Origin of the sequence: uncultured Mobiluncus sp. (assembly GCF_947254095.1) — a bacterium.
Lineage (GTDB): Bacteria > Actinomycetota > Actinomycetes > Actinomycetales > Actinomycetaceae > Mobiluncus.
Genome location: NZ_CAMYBV010000001.1, coordinates 36,187 through 55,002, shown reverse-complemented (window position 1 = coordinate 55,002; position 18,816 = coordinate 36,187). Strand labels below are relative to the sequence as shown.

Annotated in this window: 17 protein-coding genes and 1 tRNA gene; 3 read left to right on the top strand and 15 right to left on the bottom strand. The window is 56.5% G+C overall.

The window, feature by feature from the left end; translation table 11 throughout:
- Positions 1-3: 3 nt before the first annotated feature.
- Positions 4-2,799, bottom strand: a complete 2,796-nt coding sequence (gene polA / locus Q0X47_RS00260; protein WP_297721306.1) for a DNA polymerase I — start codon at positions 2,797-2,799, stop codon at positions 4-6.
- Positions 2,800-2,832: 33 nt separating this feature from the next.
- Here polA and Q0X47_RS00255 point away from each other — a divergent pair, with 33 nt between their 5' ends.
- On the top strand, positions 2,833-3,228 hold the full coding sequence (locus tag Q0X47_RS00255) for a PaaI family thioesterase (protein ID WP_297721303.1): 396 nt from the start codon (positions 2,833-2,835) through the stop codon (positions 3,226-3,228).
- A 39-nt stretch (positions 3,229-3,267) separates the two neighbouring features.
- Here Q0X47_RS00255 and Q0X47_RS00250 read toward each other — a convergent pair whose 3' ends face one another.
- Positions 3,268-3,876: an ANTAR domain-containing response regulator gene (locus tag Q0X47_RS00250; protein WP_297721300.1), complete on the bottom strand. Its 609-nt coding sequence runs from the start codon at positions 3,874-3,876 to the stop codon at positions 3,268-3,270.
- A 107-nt stretch (positions 3,877-3,983) separates the two neighbouring features.
- Here Q0X47_RS00250 and Q0X47_RS00245 point away from each other — a divergent pair.
- Positions 3,984-4,057 (top strand) — tRNA-Leu (locus Q0X47_RS00245).
- A gap of 108 nt (positions 4,058-4,165) precedes the next feature.
- On the opposite strand, the gene Q0X47_RS00240 is transcribed toward Q0X47_RS00245, so the two are convergent.
- Positions 4,166-5,383 carry a DUF4032 domain-containing protein gene (locus Q0X47_RS00240; protein WP_297721297.1) on the bottom strand — a complete coding sequence of 406 codons (1,218 nt, stop codon included), beginning with the start codon at positions 5,381-5,383 and terminating at the stop codon, positions 4,166-4,168.
- Positions 5,384-5,455: 72 nt separating this feature from the next.
- On the opposite strand from Q0X47_RS00240, the gene Q0X47_RS00235 reads away from it, so the two are divergent.
- Positions 5,456-6,949, top strand: a complete 1,494-nt coding sequence (locus tag Q0X47_RS00235) for a DUF1846 domain-containing protein (RefSeq protein ID WP_297721294.1) — start codon at positions 5,456-5,458, stop codon at positions 6,947-6,949.
- Positions 6,950-7,045: 96 nt separating this feature from the next.
- Here the strand turns inward: Q0X47_RS00235 and Q0X47_RS00230 are convergent, their stop codons facing one another.
- The 12 genes from Q0X47_RS00230 to Q0X47_RS00175 form a co-directional block, all read right to left on the bottom strand.
- A complete protein-coding gene (locus Q0X47_RS00230; RefSeq protein WP_297721291.1) occupies positions 7,046-8,161 on the bottom strand; it encodes a Zn-dependent alcohol dehydrogenase in 1,116 nt (371 codons plus the stop codon).
- Between the two features lie 179 nt (positions 8,162-8,340).
- The gene (locus tag Q0X47_RS00225; RefSeq protein ID WP_297721289.1) at positions 8,341-9,711 is read right to left on the bottom strand and encodes a Y-family DNA polymerase; all 1,371 of its coding nucleotides are present in this window, start codon (positions 9,709-9,711) and stop codon (positions 8,341-8,343) included.
- Positions 9,693-10,133: a LexA family transcriptional regulator gene (locus Q0X47_RS00220; RefSeq protein ID WP_297721286.1), complete on the bottom strand. Its 441-nt coding sequence runs from the start codon at positions 10,131-10,133 to the stop codon at positions 9,693-9,695. The genes Q0X47_RS00225 and Q0X47_RS00220 overlap by 19 nt, the downstream gene beginning before the upstream one ends.
- 99 nt (positions 10,134-10,232) lie before the next feature.
- Entirely contained in the window at positions 10,233-10,472 is a 240-nt protein-coding gene (locus tag Q0X47_RS00215; protein WP_297721283.1) for a hypothetical protein, read from the bottom strand.
- A gap of 162 nt (positions 10,473-10,634) precedes the next feature.
- Positions 10,635-11,717: a prolipoprotein diacylglyceryl transferase gene (lgt, locus tag Q0X47_RS00210; RefSeq protein WP_297721280.1), complete on the bottom strand. Its 1,083-nt coding sequence runs from the start codon at positions 11,715-11,717 to the stop codon at positions 10,635-10,637.
- A complete protein-coding gene (locus tag Q0X47_RS00205) occupies positions 11,717-12,565 on the bottom strand; it encodes an indole-3-glycerol-phosphate synthase (protein ID WP_297721277.1) in 849 nt (282 codons plus the stop codon). Before Q0X47_RS00205 ends, lgt begins: the two co-directional genes overlap by 1 nt.
- Positions 12,565-12,987 (bottom strand): phosphoribosyl-AMP cyclohydrolase, encoded by a 423-nt coding sequence (hisI, locus tag Q0X47_RS00200; protein ID WP_297721274.1) that lies wholly within the window; start codon positions 12,985-12,987, stop codon positions 12,565-12,567. Before hisI ends, Q0X47_RS00205 begins: the two co-directional genes overlap by 1 nt.
- Before the next feature lie 129 nt (positions 12,988-13,116).
- Positions 13,117-13,908, bottom strand: coding sequence for an imidazole glycerol phosphate synthase subunit HisF (gene hisF, locus Q0X47_RS00195; RefSeq protein ID WP_297721271.1), 792 nt, complete (start codon positions 13,906-13,908; stop codon positions 13,117-13,119).
- Positions 13,909-13,917: 9 nt separating this feature from the next.
- Positions 13,918-15,576: a hypothetical protein gene (locus Q0X47_RS00190; protein ID WP_297721267.1), complete on the bottom strand. Its 1,659-nt coding sequence runs from the start codon at positions 15,574-15,576 to the stop codon at positions 13,918-13,920.
- Positions 15,573-16,976, bottom strand: coding sequence for a proteasome accessory factor PafA2 family protein (locus Q0X47_RS00185; RefSeq protein WP_297721264.1), 1,404 nt, complete (start codon positions 16,974-16,976; stop codon positions 15,573-15,575). Before Q0X47_RS00185 ends, Q0X47_RS00190 begins: the two co-directional genes overlap by 4 nt.
- A 3-nt stretch (positions 16,977-16,979) precedes the next feature.
- Positions 16,980-17,177, bottom strand: coding sequence for a ubiquitin-like protein Pup (locus Q0X47_RS00180; RefSeq protein ID WP_297721262.1), 198 nt, complete (start codon positions 17,175-17,177; stop codon positions 16,980-16,982).
- A gap of 45 nt (positions 17,178-17,222) precedes the next feature.
- The gene (locus tag Q0X47_RS00175; RefSeq protein WP_297721259.1) at positions 17,223-18,803 is read right to left on the bottom strand and encodes a proteasome accessory factor PafA2 family protein; all 1,581 of its coding nucleotides are present in this window, start codon (positions 18,801-18,803) and stop codon (positions 17,223-17,225) included.
- Positions 18,804-18,816 lie beyond the last annotated feature (13 nt).

The following is an 18,816-nucleotide window of genomic DNA, read 5'->3' as shown; positions in this document are numbered from 1 at the left end:
TTTTTAGTGCGCAGCGGCTCTCCAATTAGGGCCAAGGCCCACCGAAACTTCCAGCGGAACCCGCAGTTTCGCGACACCCGTCATCGCTCCACGTACCAAGGTTTCCAAGCTCTCCTCTTCTCCGGGTGCGACCTCTAAGACGAGTTCGTCATGGACTTGCAGCAACACACGAGACTGCAAATGTTCGCGTTGCAAATCAGCATCAACCTGGAGCATCGCTTCTTTCATAAGGTCGGCCGCACTGCCCTGGATGGGAGCATTTAGTGCCGCGCGCCGGGCATTATCAGCCACGTTCCGATTCGTAGAGCGTAAATCCGGCAGGTACCGACGTCGTCCGCGCATGGTTTCCGTGTAACCAACCTTGGTGGCAGTGGTGACAATGGAATTCAAATAGTCCCGCACCTTTCCGAACCGCTCAAAATAGGTGTCCATCAGTTGCTTGGCGTCCCTCTGAGAGATATTCAGCTGACCGGCCAAACCAAAAGCGCTCAATCCGTACGCCAACCCGTAAGAAGTTGCCTTGACGTGGGAGCGTTGGGTGGCGGTCACTTCATCGGGTGTCACTCCGTAAACCAAAGCCGCCACTGAACGGTGCAGGTCCTCGCCGGAAGCAAACGCCGCCAGCAGCCCCTCGTCGCCGGAGAGATGCGCCATAATCCGCATCTCAATCTGTGAATAATCTGCTGTCATCAATGCGGTATAGGGTTTCTGAGGCACAAAGGCTTCTCGAATTTTTTGCCCGTCCGCAGTGCGTGCCGGAATGTTTTGCAGGTTCGGATCAATGGAGGACAACCGTCCGGTCGCGGCTACGGTTTGCCCAAAAGTGGTATGAATCCTGCCGTCATCGCCCACCCGGTCGCGCAGATTGCGCACAATCTGTAAAAGTTTTATCCGGTCACGATGGTATAAAAGTGCTTCGAGGAAAGGATGCGGATTGTATCGCGCGAGTTCCTCCAAAGCCTTTGCGTCGGTAGTATATCCAGTTTTGGTCTTTTTAGTTTTCGGTAGCTCTAACTGGGTAAACAGAACATCCTGCAGCTGCTTTGGGGAGGATAGATTGACCTCACGGCCAATGGATTCGAAAGCAGATTTCTGAGCCATCTCTACATCAGATTGCAGACTCTGAGCGTAATCATCCAGGCAAATCGTATCAATACCGATGCCGGTATATTCCATTTTTTCTAACATCAGGGAAAGTGGGTTCTCCAATTCCAGTAACCCGTCAACCCGCCGGAAACGCGCCAACTGCTGGAGCATGGGCTGCATCCGCAGCAAAGCGTAAGTATATATGCCTTGATTAATCAGGGTTTGTGGCCACGGTTGAGCCTGGGACTCTCCGTCCGGTTCCAGACCTAAGTCCAAAGTCATTTGTTCACTAATCTTGCTGACGTCGGAGGGTTTCTCATCAATTTCCCAACCCAGCAAGCGCTTCGTCACCCTGGCAAACTTGGTACGGTTCCCGTCGGGATTTACCAGGTAATCGAGCATATTCACGTCCGTGACCGCGCCGTGTAATTCCCAGCCGTGGGCGCGCAGCGCGTGACGCAGCGATTTCGCGTCATACACGGTTTTTTCGCGGTTCCCCATCAAAGCATCGCGCAGCATACGTTCCGTTTCCGGTGTCAGTTCGTCAGGGACAATCAACACAAACTGCCCCTGGGGAGTTTGGTCTGTAGCCAAAAACAGCCAGTCAATCCGCGGATTGGTGACCCCGATGTTGCCCACTGCCCAAATACCTAAACTGTTTTTCTCCGTACTTTGCAGCCATTGGGCAAACTGTGCCGGGGTGAAGTCACTCCCCAGACGGAACCGCTCAGGATTCGGTATCACCCCAAAACCGTCAGCATCCTGTGGTTCAGGTTCCTCTATCTCGCTGGACGCACCACCGGAGGCTACTGCATTGGCGGACGTCATCCCGAGAGTTTGACCGAGTTTCAGTATCTGGGTGCGCAGCTGATTGAACTCCAGCTCATCGCACACGGCTTTTACTGCCTCAGCATCGAAGCCGGTCCAGTGCAAGTCCTCTAAACCGACCCGAAGCTGCAGGTCGGTGCGTAGCCGATTGAGCTGGCGATTCCGCAAGACGTCTTCTATGTGTTGACGCAAATTTTCCCCACGTTTGCCTGTGAGCTCGTCGCGATGCTCCAGCAAAGCGTCCAGGGAACCGTATTCATTAATCCAAGCCGCAGCGACTTTTTCCCCGACCAAAGGAACGCCCGGCAAATTATCGGCGTGCTCGCCCACCAGGGCGGCGATTTCCGGGTACTGCTGGGGCCAGACATCGTATTTGTCTTTTACTGCTTGGGGAGTCATCCGTTTTGTGTCCGCAATACTGCGTCCCGGGTAAAGCACGGTGACGTTGTCGGAAATAAGCTGAAAAGTGTCGCGGTCCCCTGACGAAACCAATACCTCCATGCCGTTTTTAATCCCTTTTGCCGTCAAAGTCGCCAAAATGTCATCGGCCTCAACGTTGGGTTCTGTCAACCACTTAATCCCCATTGCGGTCAGCAGCTTTTGAATATTTTCGACCTGTCCAATGAATTCTTCGGGGGTGTCGCTGCGTCCTCCCTTGTATTCAGGATAAATATCAGTACGGAAAGAATGACGCGACAAATCGAAGGCCGCCCCGATATGGGTCGGCTTTTCGCTGCGAATCATTTTTAGTAACATAGAGCAAAATCCGTGTACTGCATTGGTATAGACACCCGTGGAGGTGCGGAAACTTTCCGGATCCCGCGAAAAGAAAGCGCGGAACGCGAGGGAGTGTCCGTCCAATACCAGTAAACGTTTTTCAGCCATGACTTAAGGCTACCAGTAACCCAGGAGGCGAAAATGGACGAGAACAACATTGGTGCAGCGATTGCGAAAATGGGCATAACTTTCCGTGAGATTACGCCCGAACACGCCGTTGGAATTATGCCGGTGGAAGGCAACACCCAGCCTTTTGGAATTTTGCACGGCGGCGCGGCCGCTTTGCTGGCTGAGACAGTGGCGTCATTTGCAGCCTATAAGTGGGCCCAAAAGTCCGGAAAATCCACTGTGGGGGCACACCTTGACATAACCCACATTAAACCGGGATTGGGCGGAAACATTGTTTGTACCGTAGACGCGGTACATTTGGGGCGACGCACTGCGGTTTACCGTTTTGAGAACGTCAGCGAAGACAGCGGCAAGGTCATTTCCACCGGGCTGATGAGCTGCGCAATCGTCGAACACCTGGAAAAGTGACCTTTTCCAAATGGTGAGGACGCAAACTATTGAACGGAACTAATCCCCCAGCTGGTCAATGACCGCGTCGGCAACCTCCCGCATGGACAAGCGGCGATCCATCGAAGTTTTTTGAATCCAGCGGAACGCTTCTGGCTCGGTCAGCTCCATTTTTTCCATCAAAAGGCCTTTGGCGCGGTCTACCTGTTTGCGGGTGCTGAGCCGGTCTTGCAGATCCGCGATGGAATCTTCCAAGGAGAGCAGCTCCTGGTGGCGCGACAGGGCTACTTCCACCGCGGGCAGTAAATCTTTGGGGTCAAAGGGTTTCACCAAGTACGCCATAGTGCCGGCATCTTTGGCGCGTTCGATGAGTTCCTTATCGGAAAAAGCGGTGAGCATCACGATGGCGCAGGGGGCTTCCTTCATGATTTTTTCGGCTGCCGCGATGCCATCTAGTTTCGGCATTTTTATGTCCATGACAATCAAGTCAGGTTCCAGTTCCAAAGCTAGGGTTACGGCTTCTTCGCCGTCGGCAGCTTCGCCAACCACTTCGAAGTCGTTTTCTTTCATGGTTTCGACAATGTCGAGCCGGATTAAGGCCTCGTCTTCCGCCACTATAACCCGTCTGTGAATTTTGGTGTCCTTTGCTGCAGATGTCGTCTTCGCCATCTCTTTCAGATCTCCCTTGTGAGTGGACTCGATTTGATTTTCTCGTTAGATACTTTAGTATATATGAAGTCTTTGCGACGGTGATTTACTGAACCTTCACAAAGAATGCCCTGGTAGCCCAACTGGTAGAGGCGGTCGGCTCAAACCCGGCTTGTTGTGAGTTCGAATCTCACCCGGGGTACTACACGTTTCGTTGCAGTACCAACAAAAAACAGACATTGTTTCTTTACTAATCGATTTTTGCTGAGGTGTGCTGATACCCAGCGGATAAGCAAAGAGAGCCAGTACCCTACTCACCCATAATGGTAATTTCGTCGGGTTTCTGAGGCAGGACTTTGCGCACGTAGGAGTCAATGGCCTCGTGTAAGCTGACCTGTTCCCCGCGGTTTTCCGAGAGGTACCAACGATGGTCTAGAATCTCGTGAAACACCTGAGCCGGCTCCAGTTTCGACAGTAGCTCCTCCGGGAGGGCCGCCAAAATCGGCTCATAAACTTTGGTCAGCCAGCGGTGCGCCACTACGTCAAGCGGCACGTTTTCGAGATGATTGAGCATTCGGAAAGTCTGCATATCGTTAATCATGCGCCGCCCCTGGTTTTCCTGAACATCGAGGCCGGTCAGGCGCATTACCTGGCGGTGATAATGCCCCGAATCCACGACCTTGGGCTGAATCAGCAGTTGGCGAGCTCCGTCCGCGGTGTCCGTCTTCATCTTTAGCTCCCCCACGTCAAAGCCCAGATTATTCAAACGCCGAATGCGGTCCTCGATACGCCAAGTTTCGTCCGCACTGAACGTTTCCACAGAGGTCAGTTCATCCCACAAGGCGTCGTAGCGGTCTTGGAGCAGATTACCGATTTCAACGGTGTCGGCGGCTTCGTCAAGAGTACCCCCGGCCTGGAGATCCATAAGCTCACCGATGATGTTCACGCGAGCGATTTCGACATCATAGGAACGTTGCCCGTAAGTCAGGCCTTCGGGATGTAGTTCCCCGGTTTCCGCGTCGACCAGGTAAGCGGCAAATGCCCCGGCGTCACGTCGAAATAACGTGTTCGAAAGCGAAACGTCGCCCCAATAAAAACCCAACAAATGCAGTCTGACCAGCAACACCGCTAGAGAATCGATGAGGCGAGTGGCGGTCTCGGGACTCATATTGGCGGTAAACAGAGTTCGGTAAGGCAGGGAAAACGGCAGATGATAGGTCACAAGGGCGCTGTTCAGTTCTTCCCCGGCAGCATCGGTACGGTGGGTGACGTAAGCCAGCGGCTGTACCACCGGCTGTTCCAAACGTACCAGGTCACGCAACAGGGCATACTCGTGACGAGCCTTTTCCTCGGAGATTTCCTTCACCGCTATGATTCGCGGTCCGAGGTTCACAAAACGCACGATGTGGCGTGAAATACCGTGCGGGAAAGACGCGATATAACGCTCCGGCCATTCCTCCAAAGGCAATTCCCAAGGCAAATCCAGTAAAGCGGGTTCCGCGGTGGCCGCGGTCACTGAGAACGTCACTCCCCTAGTGTAAGCTAAGACAATAATTAATTATTGATGCCTTGCTGAAACATTTGGAAAGTGAAGTAATTTATGAGCCGAAAAATTGGGTTTGACCATGACTTATACATTAAGATGCAGTCCGCACACATTGCGGAGCGCCGCCAAGAAATCGGAGGGCGGCTCTACCTGGAGATGGGCGGCAAACTCTACGACGATATGCACGCCTCCAGAGTGCTGCCTGGGTTTACCCCGGACAACAAAATTTCGATGTTGCGCCAGTTAAAGGACGAAATTGAGATTTTGGTTTGTGTCAGCGCTTTGGACTTGCAGCGGCAAAAACGGCGAGCCGATTTGGATATTACGTACGAGGACGACGTGCTGCGACTCATTGACGTGTTCCGCGAAGGCGGTTTCCTGGTGGAAAATGTGGTGATGACCCAGCTCGCGGACGACAATGCCCTGGCTTTTGCATTCAAGGAGCGCCTGGAACGACTGGGATTGAAGGTAGCCAGGCACCGCATTATCGAGGGTTATCCCTCGAACACGAAACTGGTGCTGTCCGAGGACGGTTTTGGCCGAAATGACTATGTAGAAGTGACTCGTGACCTCATCGTCGTGACCGCCCCCGGTCCGGGCTCCGGCAAACTGGCAACCTGCCTCTCTCAGGTCTATCACGATAATAAACGCGGTATCGAAGCTGGCTACGCCAAGTTCGAAACTTTCCCAATTTGGAACCTACCGTTGGAACATCCGGTGAACCTGGCTTACCAAGCTGCCACCGCGGACTTGGATGATATCAACCTCATCGACCCCTACCACTTGGCAGCACATGGAGTACAGGTCACCAGCTACAACCGCGACACCGAAACGTTCCCGCTGCTGAAAACCATGTTGGAAAAGCTCACCGGCAAATCCCCCTATCAAAGCCCTACTGACATGGGGGTAAACATGGCAGGCTACTGCATCAGCGACGACGAGGTTTGTCAGGAGGCCGCGCGTCAAGAAATTATCCGCCGCTACTATAAAGCCTTGGTTGAACAAGCCCGGGACGGCCGGGATTCCGAGGAATCCACTCGTATCTCGGTGTTGATGGCGAAAGCGGGCATCTCGACTTGGGAGCGTCACGTGGTGGGAGCCGCCCTGGAAGTCGAAGCTGCCACCAACCAGCCTGGCAGCGCTATTGAACTGCACGACGGTACGATTATCACCGGCAAGACCTCTGCCCTGCTGGGCTGTTCCGCCGCGATGCTGTTAAACGCGCTAAAATACCTGGCTGACATCGATCCGGAGCTGGACCTGCTGTCACGCGAGTCGATTGAGCCTATTCAAACCTTAAAGACCCAGCATTTGGGTTCGCGTAACCCCCGCCTGCACACCGATGAAGTGCTGATTGCCCTGTCCGTGTCGGCCGGGACTTCCCCCGAAGCACGCGCCGCCCTAGGGATGCTCAAGGAACTGGAGGGCACGAACGTCCACACCACCACCATCTTGGGGTCAGTGGACGAAGGGATTTTCAGAAACCTCGGAATCCAAGTCACTTCGGAACCAAAGTTCCAGCGTAAGCGCCTATACCGCAAACGCTAGATTTTCCCTAAGCACGGCACACGCTAGCACAAAACCGTTTTCCGGGTGAGTCCCCGCAGACCCACCCGGAAAACGGAACTTCACGATTATCTGGGTTTAGAACTCGGTGATCACCGAACGGATAACCTCGCCGCGCATGAGTTGTTCATAGGCTTCGGTAATCTGATCCAATCGGATGCGCTGGGTGACGATGTCGTGCATATTCAGCCGGCCGTCCACCGCCAGGTCCGCATAGTAGGGAATGTCGTGCTTCGGGTTTGTCGCCCCCATCCACACGCCCTTGAAGCCACGCTGCATAAACAGCAGGTTGATGGGGTCAATCTCCAAGGAAACCGTGGCGTCCGGTTTCGCCAAGCCGATGCAGTAGGCGGTGCCGCCCTGGGCCAACATATCCCAGCACTGTTTCATAGTTTCCGCAAATCCGATGGCTTCGAAGGACTTGTCCACCCCGCCGCCGGTGATGCGGCGCACAGCCTCGACCGGATCTTCTTTCTTGGCATTGACCACGTGGGTGGCACCGAACTTCTTGGCGAATTCGAGCTTGTTGTCGAACACGTCAATAGCGATGATGGTGCGCGCGCCGCACACCCGCGCTCCGAAGATTACGTTCAGTCCGATGCCGCCGGTGCCGATGACCGCAACTAAATCCCCTGGCTGCACTTTCGCCGAGTTCTTCGCTGCTCCGAATCCGGTGATGGTGGCGCAGCCGATGCAGGCGGCCTCAGCCATATCTACCTGATTATTCACGACCGCCAACTGATTTTGGTGAATCAAAGACTTGGACGCAAACCCGCCAATTCCCAGCGCTTGGGTAATCGGACGTCCGTCGGGGAACTTGAGACGCGGCGGTTCACCCGGCTGACGCACGCATTCTTCCTGGTGACGGCAGGAATGTGGCTTGCCAGCCATGCACTTGTCGCAATGTCCGCAAATTTGCTCCAGTGTGGCGACCACGTGGTCTCCTGGTTTAATCCCCACAACCTCCGGGCCGACGGCTTCTACCGTGCCGGCGACCTCGTGGCCTAAAACAGCCGGGAATTCAAACATCTTGTCGTCGTCTTCCACCAGGTGCAAATCCGAGTGGCACAGGCCGGAAGCCTCGATATTGACCAGCACTTCGGCTTTGATGGGATCATCGAGGATGAGTTCTTCGGGCTTAGAAAACCCTTTACCAACGCCATACGCGATGGAGGCGCGAATCTTTTGAGGCATGACTTTCTCCTTTGATAGTCCGTTGGGTACTTGATTGGAATCTCCAACCTCATAACTAATTCTTTCGTCTCCTTGTTTTTTCACAAGGGACCGGGGTCCCTTTTTTTGTAAACTATTTCACCTGTTCTTCCGCGAGTAAGGATTTCTTTGCTTAATATTTCCGCTTTTGCGCCGCTGTGTTAGCGCACCAGAGCCAGCTCGGACCAGTGCGTCGTGCCGCGGTTAGACAGCATCTCTCGTTTCATGGTCCAGTCCGGAGCGGCTTTCAGACCCGCCAGCCCCAGCCCTACAGAGCCCTCTCCCACCGCCGCGTTGACCCGGTCAATAATTTTTCCCCGCCGCCGCGTTGCTGGGTCCGGGGCAAACATGGGCAACGGCTCTTGCGGGTCAGGTTTGCCCAAGTCTGTCAGGCAGATGCCCGCCCGCACGTAATCTGCTCGCGGATTGACCTGTCCCAGCAGGACTTTCGCGGCTGCTCTCAGGACTGTCACCGGGTCGTCAGTGCGCGGGTGTAGCGGAGCCATCGCGCTGATACGTGAGAAAGGCTCCTTGTACCAGGCAGTAGATGCAAAAGCCCACAGCGCCCCGGCGGTCATCTGTTGGCGGCGCAGACGGTGCGTCACATTTTGGGAATAAATAGACAGGACCTGATAAACCTGCGTGACCCCGCGCACCGGCGTGGAAAATGAACGCGAATACATGACCTGGGAAGTGCGCACCGCATCCCGTTCAATTATCTCGATGCAGGGCACCCCGTTGAGTTCCAACACCGTTTGCTGCAGATTTACGTTGAAACGGCGGCGAATTTCGCTGGAATCAGCCCTCTGTAGTTGTAGCGCGTTCGTAATCTCCAGAGCTTCCAGGCGGTTTTTCAGGCGTCGCCCCACGCCCCACAAATCACCGATTTCGGTACCTCGTAAAATCCTGTCGTGCTGAGCCGGGGTATAAGCATCCCAGCTGGCCACTCCGCCCAGGGCTGGGGTATGTTTGGCGCCGTGGGAAGCGAGTTTTGCCAAAGTCCGGGTCGGGGCGATTCCGACCGAAACCGGCACCCCCAGGTCGTGCAGGATTCGGGACCGTAAGCCGCGGGCTATGCCTAGGAGCTCCGCGGGTCTGCCGTAGAGCCTCAGGAATGCCTCATCGATGGAATAGACCTCTACCGAGGCGGAAAACTGGCGCAAGATTTCCATGATTCGCGCCGAGATAGAGCCGTAAAGTTCGTAGTTGCTGGATCGGGCTACCACGCCGCAGGCCTCGGCCCACGCTCGGATTTGAAACCACGGCATGCCCATCTTAATGCCCAAAGCTTTCGCCTCCCGCGAGCGTGCCACCACGCAGCCGTCATTGTTAGACAGCACCACTACCGGACGCCCGGAAAGCTCCGGATGAAAAATTCGTTCGCAGCTGGCAAAGCAAGAATCCACGTCCACCAGGGCAAAGCGATGTACCAGCCCGTCCTGGTGGACGTATTCCTCACGAATTATTTCCCTACGGCGAGGGGTGTGCTCAAGTTCGCGGCAGACCCCCGAGCCTAGAGGCGATGCAGACATCGCGTCACCACCCCCCAAATTTCCAGTTCACAGGGGTGCAGTACGGGATAGGTTGGATTAGCGGGATGTAGTTCCGGCCCGCGAGTCCCAAAGTGCAAGCGTTTCACCGTCATTTCACCGTCAATAACGGCAATGACGACGCTGCCTTCCCCCGCTTCTAAGGAACGATCCACGATGAGTTCGTCCCCATCGCTGATGCCCGCGTTGATCATGGAATCCCCCGCGACCCGCACCAGGAAAGTCGCGGGCCGATTACGGATAAGGTGTTCGTTCAGATCAATGTCGCGGTCGAAATAATCCTGAGCGGGCGAAGGCCAGCCAGCCGGCACCAAATCCGGCGCAAAAGGAAGGCCGGAGTGCGGCGCTGGCGGCGTTAACGCATAGGGGCGCCACGATTTTACAGACCGCACAGTATCGAACATGTGTTCGATTTTAGCACGTTTTGTCCCATTTGGTCAGTAAGCCAAAAATTCGCGGCAAGCCTATGGCTTACCGCGAATTTACGTCAAAATGCCTAGCTGTTAGGCAGCTGCCGAAACCAAATCCAATCCCAAGAAATCCAGGGCTCGGACGCGGCGAGCGCCGTCCTCGTTCAAGTCCCGCAGAGCCGACTCAATCATCGGATCATGACGGTAAGCGTCAAACCAAGGACGCGCCACCTCGGACAAAATTGACCGCGGGGACAAGTTAAGAGCTTGACGATCAGAGTTACGGTCAAAAAGCGACCAAGTCAGATGATGTATAGAATCATTCATATTCATTATGTTTACCTTCTTCCTCTTCATCTTCTGAGGGGCTGACGCATAGGTTGCGCCGGTAACCCCCCGCAGTAAAACCCCCTAGGAATTACTGCTTCAATACAACCATTATACCGTAACATCCGTAAAATCGCTGTTTAAACGGGGTAAGAGTCAGGTACAAGTTTATTTTTCGGGGTTTTTTACAGTATCGGCGGTCGTTTTTGCCTCGGGTTCGGACTCGGGGTCACAAGGGGATTTTTCCTGGTTGGGTGCTGCGGGTTGCGTTTCCGAGGAATCCGGAGCTGGCTGGGGGACCTCGGTCAGAACGGCAGGCAGTTTCCGGTAGCGAGCCGCCGCAAACACGACTAACCCTACAACAGCGATGATGCCGGCGACGACTTGGAACCAGCGGACTCCCCCGGCCACCGTGTACTGGTAGTCGATACGCACGAACTCCAGGAAAAACCGTCCCAAACTGTACAGGAACAGGTACAGGCCGCCGATTTCCCAAGAACACAGGCGCCCCCAAGACTGGCCGGTCACGCGGCAAACATTGACTTGTGGGGCGGACTCGGAATCACGGGAACGTTTGCGAATCGTTTCATACAGCAGCAAGAGACTCATGGCCAAAAGGTTCCAGATGATTTCATAGAGAAAAGTCGGGTGGAACAGGGTGCCCGGTGTCGTGTTGGCCGGAGCCATCTGGGGGCTAATCTCTAGCCCCCAAGGCAGGGTCGTAGCTTTACCGTAGACTTCTTGGTTAAAGTAGTTGCCCAGGCGTCCTAAGGCTTGGGCGGCCAGGACCGTGGGGGCCAGCGCGTCGAAGAACACTCCCAGGGGCTGTTTCTTGAAACGCAGAAATCCCACGGCAGCGAGGAATCCGCCGATGAGACCACCGTAGATGGCCAAACCGCCTTGCCAGATGGCAAAAGGCTTCCACCACGGGATGCCCGGACCAAAGTAGTCGCCGGGATAGGAAAACACAGCCATGGCACGCGCCCCGACAATGCCCAGGAGGCAAATCCAGATTCCGATGTCACCCACCAAGCCGGGGTTTCCTCCACGGGCTTGGTAACGCTTGGAGGTCCAGAAAATCGCCAGTGCCATGCCCAAAATAATCCAAAAAGCGTACCAGCGAATCGTGAGCGGACCCAAGCTGAGCAAAATCGGTGAAGGCGGGGAGGGAATACTGGTGCGAACGGCAGAAAGAAGGCTGTGAGAGGAAAATGGCACCGAAAATACGGCGACAAAAGTCAGGGCGGACATCAATCGGTACCTTCGGTCTTGTGACGGTACCGAGAGGCACGGTCGGGACGCAAAGCGGGATGCTGCGCCGCGGAAGTCATCTTGCGCAACAGGTTCACGGGGTCCGAGGAACGCACCAGCGCCTCACCGACCAAGATAGCGTCAGCCCCGACCCGAGCATAGTCAAAAACCTCCTGCGGGCCGTGTACCCCCGATTCAGCCACCACGGTGATGTCGGGTGGAATGACGTCAATAGTTTGCTCGCACATGGACAGGTCCACCGCACCCGTTTCCCGGTCCCGAGCGTTGATCCCGATGAGGCGCGCCCCAGCAGAAATAGCTTGGCGCGCCTCCAAACGAGAATGGCATTCCACCAGGGCACACATTCCCAGCGAATGAGTCCGTTCCACCAACGCCTCCAGCACCATCGGCTCCAGCAAGGCCACCATCAGCAGTACCATATCCGCACCCATAGCCCGAGACTCGTGAATCTGGTAGGGGGTGACCACGTACTCTTTACGCAACATCGGCACGTCCAGCGCGCGGCGAACCTGCACGAAGTCTTCGCTAGTGCCCAAGTAGTTCGGGTAATCGGTCACCACGGACACCGCCACGGCGCCGCCTTCGACGTATTCCCTGGCTAACTCCACCGGATCTTCGATGGGATTGAGAAAACCAGCCGTCGGAGTTTGCCGTTTAATTTCCCCCATGATGGCCACAAAACCGGGTCGGGAGTGCAGCACCGCTAGACCGTCTTTCGGACTGGGAGTGTGGCGGGCGTGCTCTTTCACAAGTTCTAAAGGTACCGTGGCCTCGCGCAGGGCCACCTCGGCTGTGGCTTGGCGATAAAACTCTTCATACGTCAGCATCAGCGTCCCGCCGTCTCTGTCGGCCGGTCGGCGGTTCCGCACAAGGGAGCCGGGGTCGCCATATCGGCGTCCACCCGTGCCGACTCGATGACCCCTCCGGCGTCAAAGCAGGAAAGGGTGCCGGTGTGGCAAGCCGCGCCTATCTGCTTGACCTGCAGCAGCAGCGCGTCTCCATCGCAGTCAATCTCGATGCGGCGCAGGAATTGAAAATGGCCGGAAGTGTCGCCTTTACGCCAGTACTCCTCACGGCTGCGCGACCAAAAGGTCACTCGCCCCTCATGCAGAGTGCGAGCTAAAGCCTCATCGTTCATGTAGCCGACCATCAGCACGCGTTTCGTGTCAAAATCTTGGATGACCGCGGCAAATAGCCCCTGGGCGTCACGTTTCAGACGCCGGGACACATCATTGGGTAATTCGGTCACGGAATTATAATGCCAGCTGACGTGATATTTACCCAAATCGCTCAGAGCAAAATTATCCTCTGGAACTGCGGCGACTGACTGGGGTGTCAAATGGGTAAACCGAGGTTTATCGAAATCGTGCGAAGAAAGCTAACGAACTGGGAAGCCGGCGGCGTCTAAGGCTGCCTTAACTTCAGCTACTGTAATCTCACCGAAGTGAAAGACGGAAGCGCCCAAAACCGCATCCGCCCCGGCTTGTGCGGCCGCCACGAAATGTTCGACAGTCCCCGCCCCACCCGAAGCAATGAGAGGGACGGGACAGACCGGACGCACCGCCTGCAGCATCTCAATGTCGAATCCAGCCTTGGTACCGTCAGCATCCATCGAGTTCAACAGGACTTCCCCGGCTCCGTGTTCACAGGCCTGACCAATCCATTCCAACAGGTCAATCCCGGTCGATTGTTTGCCACCATGCGTGGTGACTTCATAGCCCGAGGGGGTGCGTACCTCTCCTTGAACCCGCCGGGCATCGGCCGACAGCACCAACACTTGTACTCCGAAGCGCGACGCAATCTCAGAAATAAGTTCTGGGCGGGCAATCGCGGCGGTATTAATACTGACCTTATCAGCACCAGATTTCAGCAAACGTTCCACGTCAGCAACGCTGCGCACGCCCCCGCCGACTGTCAGTGGCACAAAAATCTCACGAGCGCACTGCTGCACAACTTCGGCCATCGTCGCCCGGCCTTCCACGGAGGCGGACACGTCCAGGAACGTGATTTCGTCCGCCCCGGCCGCACAGTATCGCGCTGCCAGCTCGACCGGATCCCCCGCATCGCGTAAGTTTTCGAAGTTCACCCCTTTGACTACGCGGCCGGCGTTCACGTCCAAACAAGGAATCACGCGCACCGTCAAAGTGTCGTCGGCATAACGATTCGACATTTAGTCACCTCAAGATTCTTTCGTCATTTTAGGATTATCCCAAGCCGCCAAAATGTCTACCACCAGGATAGTTGCCTGATTGCCGGAGCCTTCGGCGGGCGGCACTTCCAGCAACATCCGTGAACCAATCTTGCGGTCCACAATGCCGCGCGCCACTCCCTGCTGCACTTTATCGTCCAGTTTTAGCTTCACCGGTTCGGACCAGTGGTCTTTCAGCACCGCGGGCGGATTTGAGTAAGAAAATTCCTGATATTTCACCAGTACGGTCTGGCCGGGAGCAACCGTCGCTCCAGAGCCGGTAATCAAGGGGTAGGAACGAAAAGCACCGCTAAAATCCGAGACAATAGCGAGGCGAACCTGGCCCTGGTCTTCACTCACGGTCAGACCAGCATCGGGGGGCAATGCCTCCATCTGAGCGTTCAGAGTGGTGGGGATGATATCGATAACCCCGATTTCCATGGTGGAAGTACCCTGCTGCTCGACAGGCTGTTTCAAGATATAGCGCGAGCCCTCGGTGGCGCCGCGCACCGCGTTGTACAGTTCTGTACCGAAGACTTTTGCCGAAAGGGGTCCGACCAGCACGGATTCATCGCCAGAGGTGGACTGCAGTTTTCCGGTCATTCCTGAAAAAACTGTGACTCGCAGCGCGACGATGGAGCCGTCCTGAATCTTTTGTCCGTCGCCTTTTATCAGACGTTCGGTGGAACTTTTTTCCAGGGGGATGGGTTCGGACAGGGTCAGCACAGGTTGGGCGCCAAGCGCTCCCAAGACTTCAATTTTTGATTTCGCGGGGTCGCTGACCGCCACGGCACTGCGATACCACATAATCAACAGCACCAGAGCCACGCTCAGTGCCAGCAAAATCCCCAAGGTCAGGGCAACGGGTACAACTTTCGTTTTCGCCAGCGGTTTCGGCCTTCGGGGTAAAGATGCGGCGAGACGGAGTTTTGCCGCCCGGCGGGGACTGTGAGTTTTCGGCTTTATCGGTTCCGTTACAGCGACGTTTTGTACGTCTTCACGCCGTAAACTGACCGTGGGCACCATTTCGGGAGGAAGATTCAAGACCGAGTCTGGCGCGGTGGCTTGTGGTGGCGCAGACACCTGAGCTGGGGCGTCAGCGGTATCTATAGACGAGGCTGCTGGCGCCGCCGGGAACGTGTGAGGTGATGCAACATTAGGCACTCCAAGCGCTGGACGCGTGGTGTAATCCGGTTGACTAGGGGCGGTGGGAGTTTGCGTCGTCTGGCGTGTCGCCGAACGAGTGGCTCGGCGTGGCAACACGGCTGGCTTTACCGGTAGTGACGAGGGCGCCGCAAGATTCGTTGCGGCATCAGAAGCGTTCTTGGGTGGTTCCGCAGAACGCGTCAGGGAGGGGGTGGTGCCGGACGGCGGAGTTGGCCGAAGTTGCGATTCGGCTCTCCGGGTCATTTCCTGGAAAGCCTCCAAATCCTCAAAACCGTTAGCTTTCAGCCAAGAGGTCAGCAAGTCTTTGGCACCATCCGTAATCGGCGGGGTGGTCGGGGCGGACTGTTGCTCGGCAACTTGCGCCAGCATTCTGGCGCGCCGACGCGGCGAAAGGTTCGGGTCGACCTCACGCCTAACGTAAGTTCCTCCATCAACCGGGCCCGCGGCCCGGTGTGAGGAGCGCCGAGGGGTTTCTTCGCTCAAACTGCCTCCATACTTTTCATAAGCATATCGACTTCCGTGCTATCAATCGCGAAGGGGTCGCTGAGTGTCACGGTTCCCAATCCCGATTCCGGCAGACGTAAATGGGTCCAGTCAGCTTGCAAATCCGCCCGGTGTTCCTGCGCCGCGGCAATCAACGCGCCGCGCACTTTGGCGCGAGTATTTTGCGGAGGCACAGTTTTCGCAGCCTCAACCGCATCCGGACAGGTCAGCCGCGTTGCCAGGCCGCGTTCATCCAAGCGAAGCCCTCCGGGGGTGATGTCGTGGTAAGCCAAATCTATACGTGCTACCTTCGGGTCAGATAACGCCAAATCATAGCGCTGGCGCAGACTATTGAGTAAAGACAGTTTTGTCGCCCAATCCAGCTGGCCAGTCAAAACCTGTAAATCTTGGGTCCGCAGAGCCTCCAGCCATTGCTCCCATTGGGACAACACCTCGCGGTAATCCGCACCGAGCTCGGCTCCGGAAAACACTGCTGACAAGCGGTCGCGAAAATCCTCTTGCATCTCCAAGGCACTGTAGCGACGACCGTCCGTCAGCTCCACCCGGACTTGCCCCCCGAAACTTGTGACATCGTCGGTAATGTCTCGTAACGCGGCAATGGGCGACACCAGAGACAAATCAGAAAAATCCACCCCGGCCTCCAAAGCAGCCAGCAACAGGTTCATCGTCGCGATTTTGAAACGAGTCGGAGGCTCCAAAACGTTGGAATCACCAACAATGACGTGCAGACGGCGATAACGTTTCGCGTCCGCGTGAGGTTCGTCACGAGTGTTCACCAAAGGTCGGGTGGAGGTGGTGGCCCCAGACACGGCGTCGTCTATCTGGAAAGCGCGCTGCGAAAAGCAAAAACGGGTTTCACCCTGGATCCGCAGCAGGGCGCCGGCCCCGGTAATGACTTGTCGCGTCACCAGGAACGAGACGAGGGAATCGACTAGGGAACGAAACTTCCCGTCCCGGTAGAGCAGATAGTTTTCGTGGCAGCCACACGAGTGACCCGCCGCGTCCAAGTTGTTCTTAAACAGGTGTACCTGGGTTTTTGTACCAGTTTGGGCGCTCAGGCGCTCGCTGGCACCACCTGCCATTTCCGCCAGGATTTCCACCCCCGCCCGGTCCTGGTTCAACACATCGTCCAAGCTCAAGCATTCCGCGGTAGCGTATTCGGGGTGTGACCCGACATCGAGATAGAGCCGCGCCCCGTTGGGGAGAAACGCCGAGGTGCTTTGGCTGCGAGCTAACACGTCATGGAACAACATCCGTCCGGCCGTGTCCGCGTCCGTCACCGGGGCACCGCCCGACACCGCGGCGGCTAAAATACCGTATTCCGTTTCGATGCCGAAAATGCGGCGCGGCAATTGGTCCAGGTGAGGGTTTCGCGCCAAGATTCACTCCCCGCCCTTTTGCACGAACCCTTGCACGAAAGTCCCGGCGTCCTCGGCAACTAGGTCCTCGATTTCGTCAAGCAGGTCGTCGAGTCCAGCCGGTTCTTGAATTTGCCCCTGTCCGACCGGTATCGCGCCCGGTTCAGGAACTTCGGGCGGAGCCGGATAGTTTGTCTGGTCTTGTTTCATAACAGTCTCCATTGTGCCACTTCGTCTAAAACTTTAGGGTATGCGTTATTTGCGCAATCACGAAGTTAACGCCTCATTAGAGAACGGATCGCGCAACTCAATTCGCTGCAGCCGGTCCCACCCGGCACGGACTACCAAAGACGTCCAACTGGCCGCTACCAGGTCTTTTCGGTGGGCTACTGCTTCCCCGCGAGTTTTTGCACGAGTGCCGGCAGGAGGCTGGGTGGCCGCCATAATAATTTCGGTGGCGGGCGCGATGTCCTCAACGTGGCCTTTAGCTCGCAACTTATCGACCGGTGACAAGCCGGGACGCAAATCTGCCCATTGAATGTCCAGTGCCGCGAGTTTGGCGCTGGACCAACCGCCGGGAATCCGTTCGCTCAAGGCCTGGAAAATCGTGCGTTTTGCCACCCATTCGACGCGCCGTGCCGCCGCTACGGGATCTTCGCGCAGTATTCGCACGGTATCTACCCAGGTCAAAACGTCGGTGAGCGCGTCCGCCAGCAAAACGTCCCGGTCTTGGGAATGCAAGAAATCCGCCACCGTATTCGCCGCCGTCCACTGCCATTCCAAAGCGCTGCGCTCTCTCCCATCGGCACACCGCAGTGTCGTCGTAAAGTCGATGTCGTGGGAGACCTGCCACCCGGCCTCCACCGGATCGCATTCCAGGAACAACCCCTCTACCGGCGGGGCGGTGCGACCGGTCTTCCAAGCTGCTTCCAAAGCCGCCAGCCAGGCCCGGCTCGAAGATACTTTAGCCAAAATAGAGCCGGGGAACCGGTTGGCATCACCGTTGATGACGTGTAGGCGGCGCCATTTTGAACCGGCGTGGGATTCGTCACGAGTATTGACGATGGGACGGTTGAAAGTCGTTTGCAAACCAACCAAATCTCCCACGAAATCCGCACGCTGCGACATCTGAAAACCGCAAGTTTCGCTGTTTTTTCCGATACCGACCCGGCCGGCGCCGCAGATAACCGGGCGTGTCACCAAAAACGGCACCAGGTAGTCGCGCAGCAGCGCAAACGGCACCTCGCGCGCCAACAGATAGTTCTCGTGCGAACCGTAGGCCAGCCCTTTGGAATCGGTATTGTTCTTGTACAGTGCAATCGGCGAACCGTAGCTGGCGGCGACTTTCATGGCGCGTCTAGCTACGTGTTCCCCAGCCACGTCCCACACCACCGCGTCGCGGGCAGTCAAAACTTCGGGGGTGGAGTATTCGGGGTGGGCATGGTCCACATAGAACCGGCCCCCATTCGTCATCACCACATTTGTGAGCATGGGAGAAGATTGGCCCACCAGTTCCTGTTCGGAAAACGTGTCGTCCGCGGCGTTGTGCGCCCCGGGTGTGGCCGGGGCAAAACGGTGGGGGTCATCGGTCAGCATGGTCGGGTCGGCACTGGCGCGCTCCAGCCGGGTGCCGCGCAGGTCGTTCAAGGGGTCCTCCCCCTCCCAGTCCCAGCCGATGGCCCGCCCGTCCGGACGCAAACTGGCCTGCCAGGAACGCACGGCTTGTGCCGTGACCACTGACAACCCCTCGGGACTGTGCCGCAGATTGGGATTTGTGCCAACTTCCGTATCCGGGTCAAGCGCTACGCCATACTCGGTTTCGATTCCTACCACACGTTGATTTGTCATCAGCCCGGCCCCT

Coding starts and splice junctions, on each gene's coding strand:
- Q0X47_RS00225 (WP_297721289.1), bottom strand. CDS start 9,711: ATGTCTGCATCGCCTCTAGGCTCGGGGGTCTGCCGCGAACTTGAGCAC.
- Q0X47_RS00180 (WP_297721262.1), bottom strand. CDS start 17,177: ATGGAGACTGTTATGAAACAAGACCAGACAAACTATCCGGCTCCGCCC.
- Q0X47_RS00235 (WP_297721294.1), top strand. CDS start 5,456: ATGAGCCGAAAAATTGGGTTTGACCATGACTTATACATTAAGATGCAG.
- Q0X47_RS00215 (WP_297721283.1), bottom strand. CDS start 10,472: ATGAATATGAATGATTCTATACATCATCTGACTTGGTCGCTTTTTGAC.
- Q0X47_RS00220 (WP_297721286.1), bottom strand. CDS start 10,133: ATGTTCGATACTGTGCGGTCTGTAAAATCGTGGCGCCCCTATGCGTTA.
- Q0X47_RS00175 (WP_297721259.1), bottom strand. CDS start 18,803: ATGACAAATCAACGTGTGGTAGGAATCGAAACCGAGTATGGCGTAGCG.
- lgt (WP_297721280.1), bottom strand. CDS start 11,717: ATGTCCGCCCTGACTTTTGTCGCCGTATTTTCGGTGCCATTTTCCTCT.
- polA (WP_297721306.1), bottom strand. CDS start 2,799: ATGGCTGAAAAACGTTTACTGGTATTGGACGGACACTCCCTCGCGTTC.
- Q0X47_RS00255 (WP_297721303.1), top strand. CDS start 2,833: ATGGACGAGAACAACATTGGTGCAGCGATTGCGAAAATGGGCATAACT.
- Q0X47_RS00250 (WP_297721300.1), bottom strand. CDS start 3,876: ATGGCGAAGACGACATCTGCAGCAAAGGACACCAAAATTCACAGACGG.
- hisF (WP_297721271.1), bottom strand. CDS start 13,908: ATGTCGAATCGTTATGCCGACGACACTTTGACGGTGCGCGTGATTCCT.
- Q0X47_RS00230 (WP_297721291.1), bottom strand. CDS start 8,161: ATGCCTCAAAAGATTCGCGCCTCCATCGCGTATGGCGTTGGTAAAGGG.
- Q0X47_RS00205 (WP_297721277.1), bottom strand. CDS start 12,565: ATGCTGACGTATGAAGAGTTTTATCGCCAAGCCACAGCCGAGGTGGCC.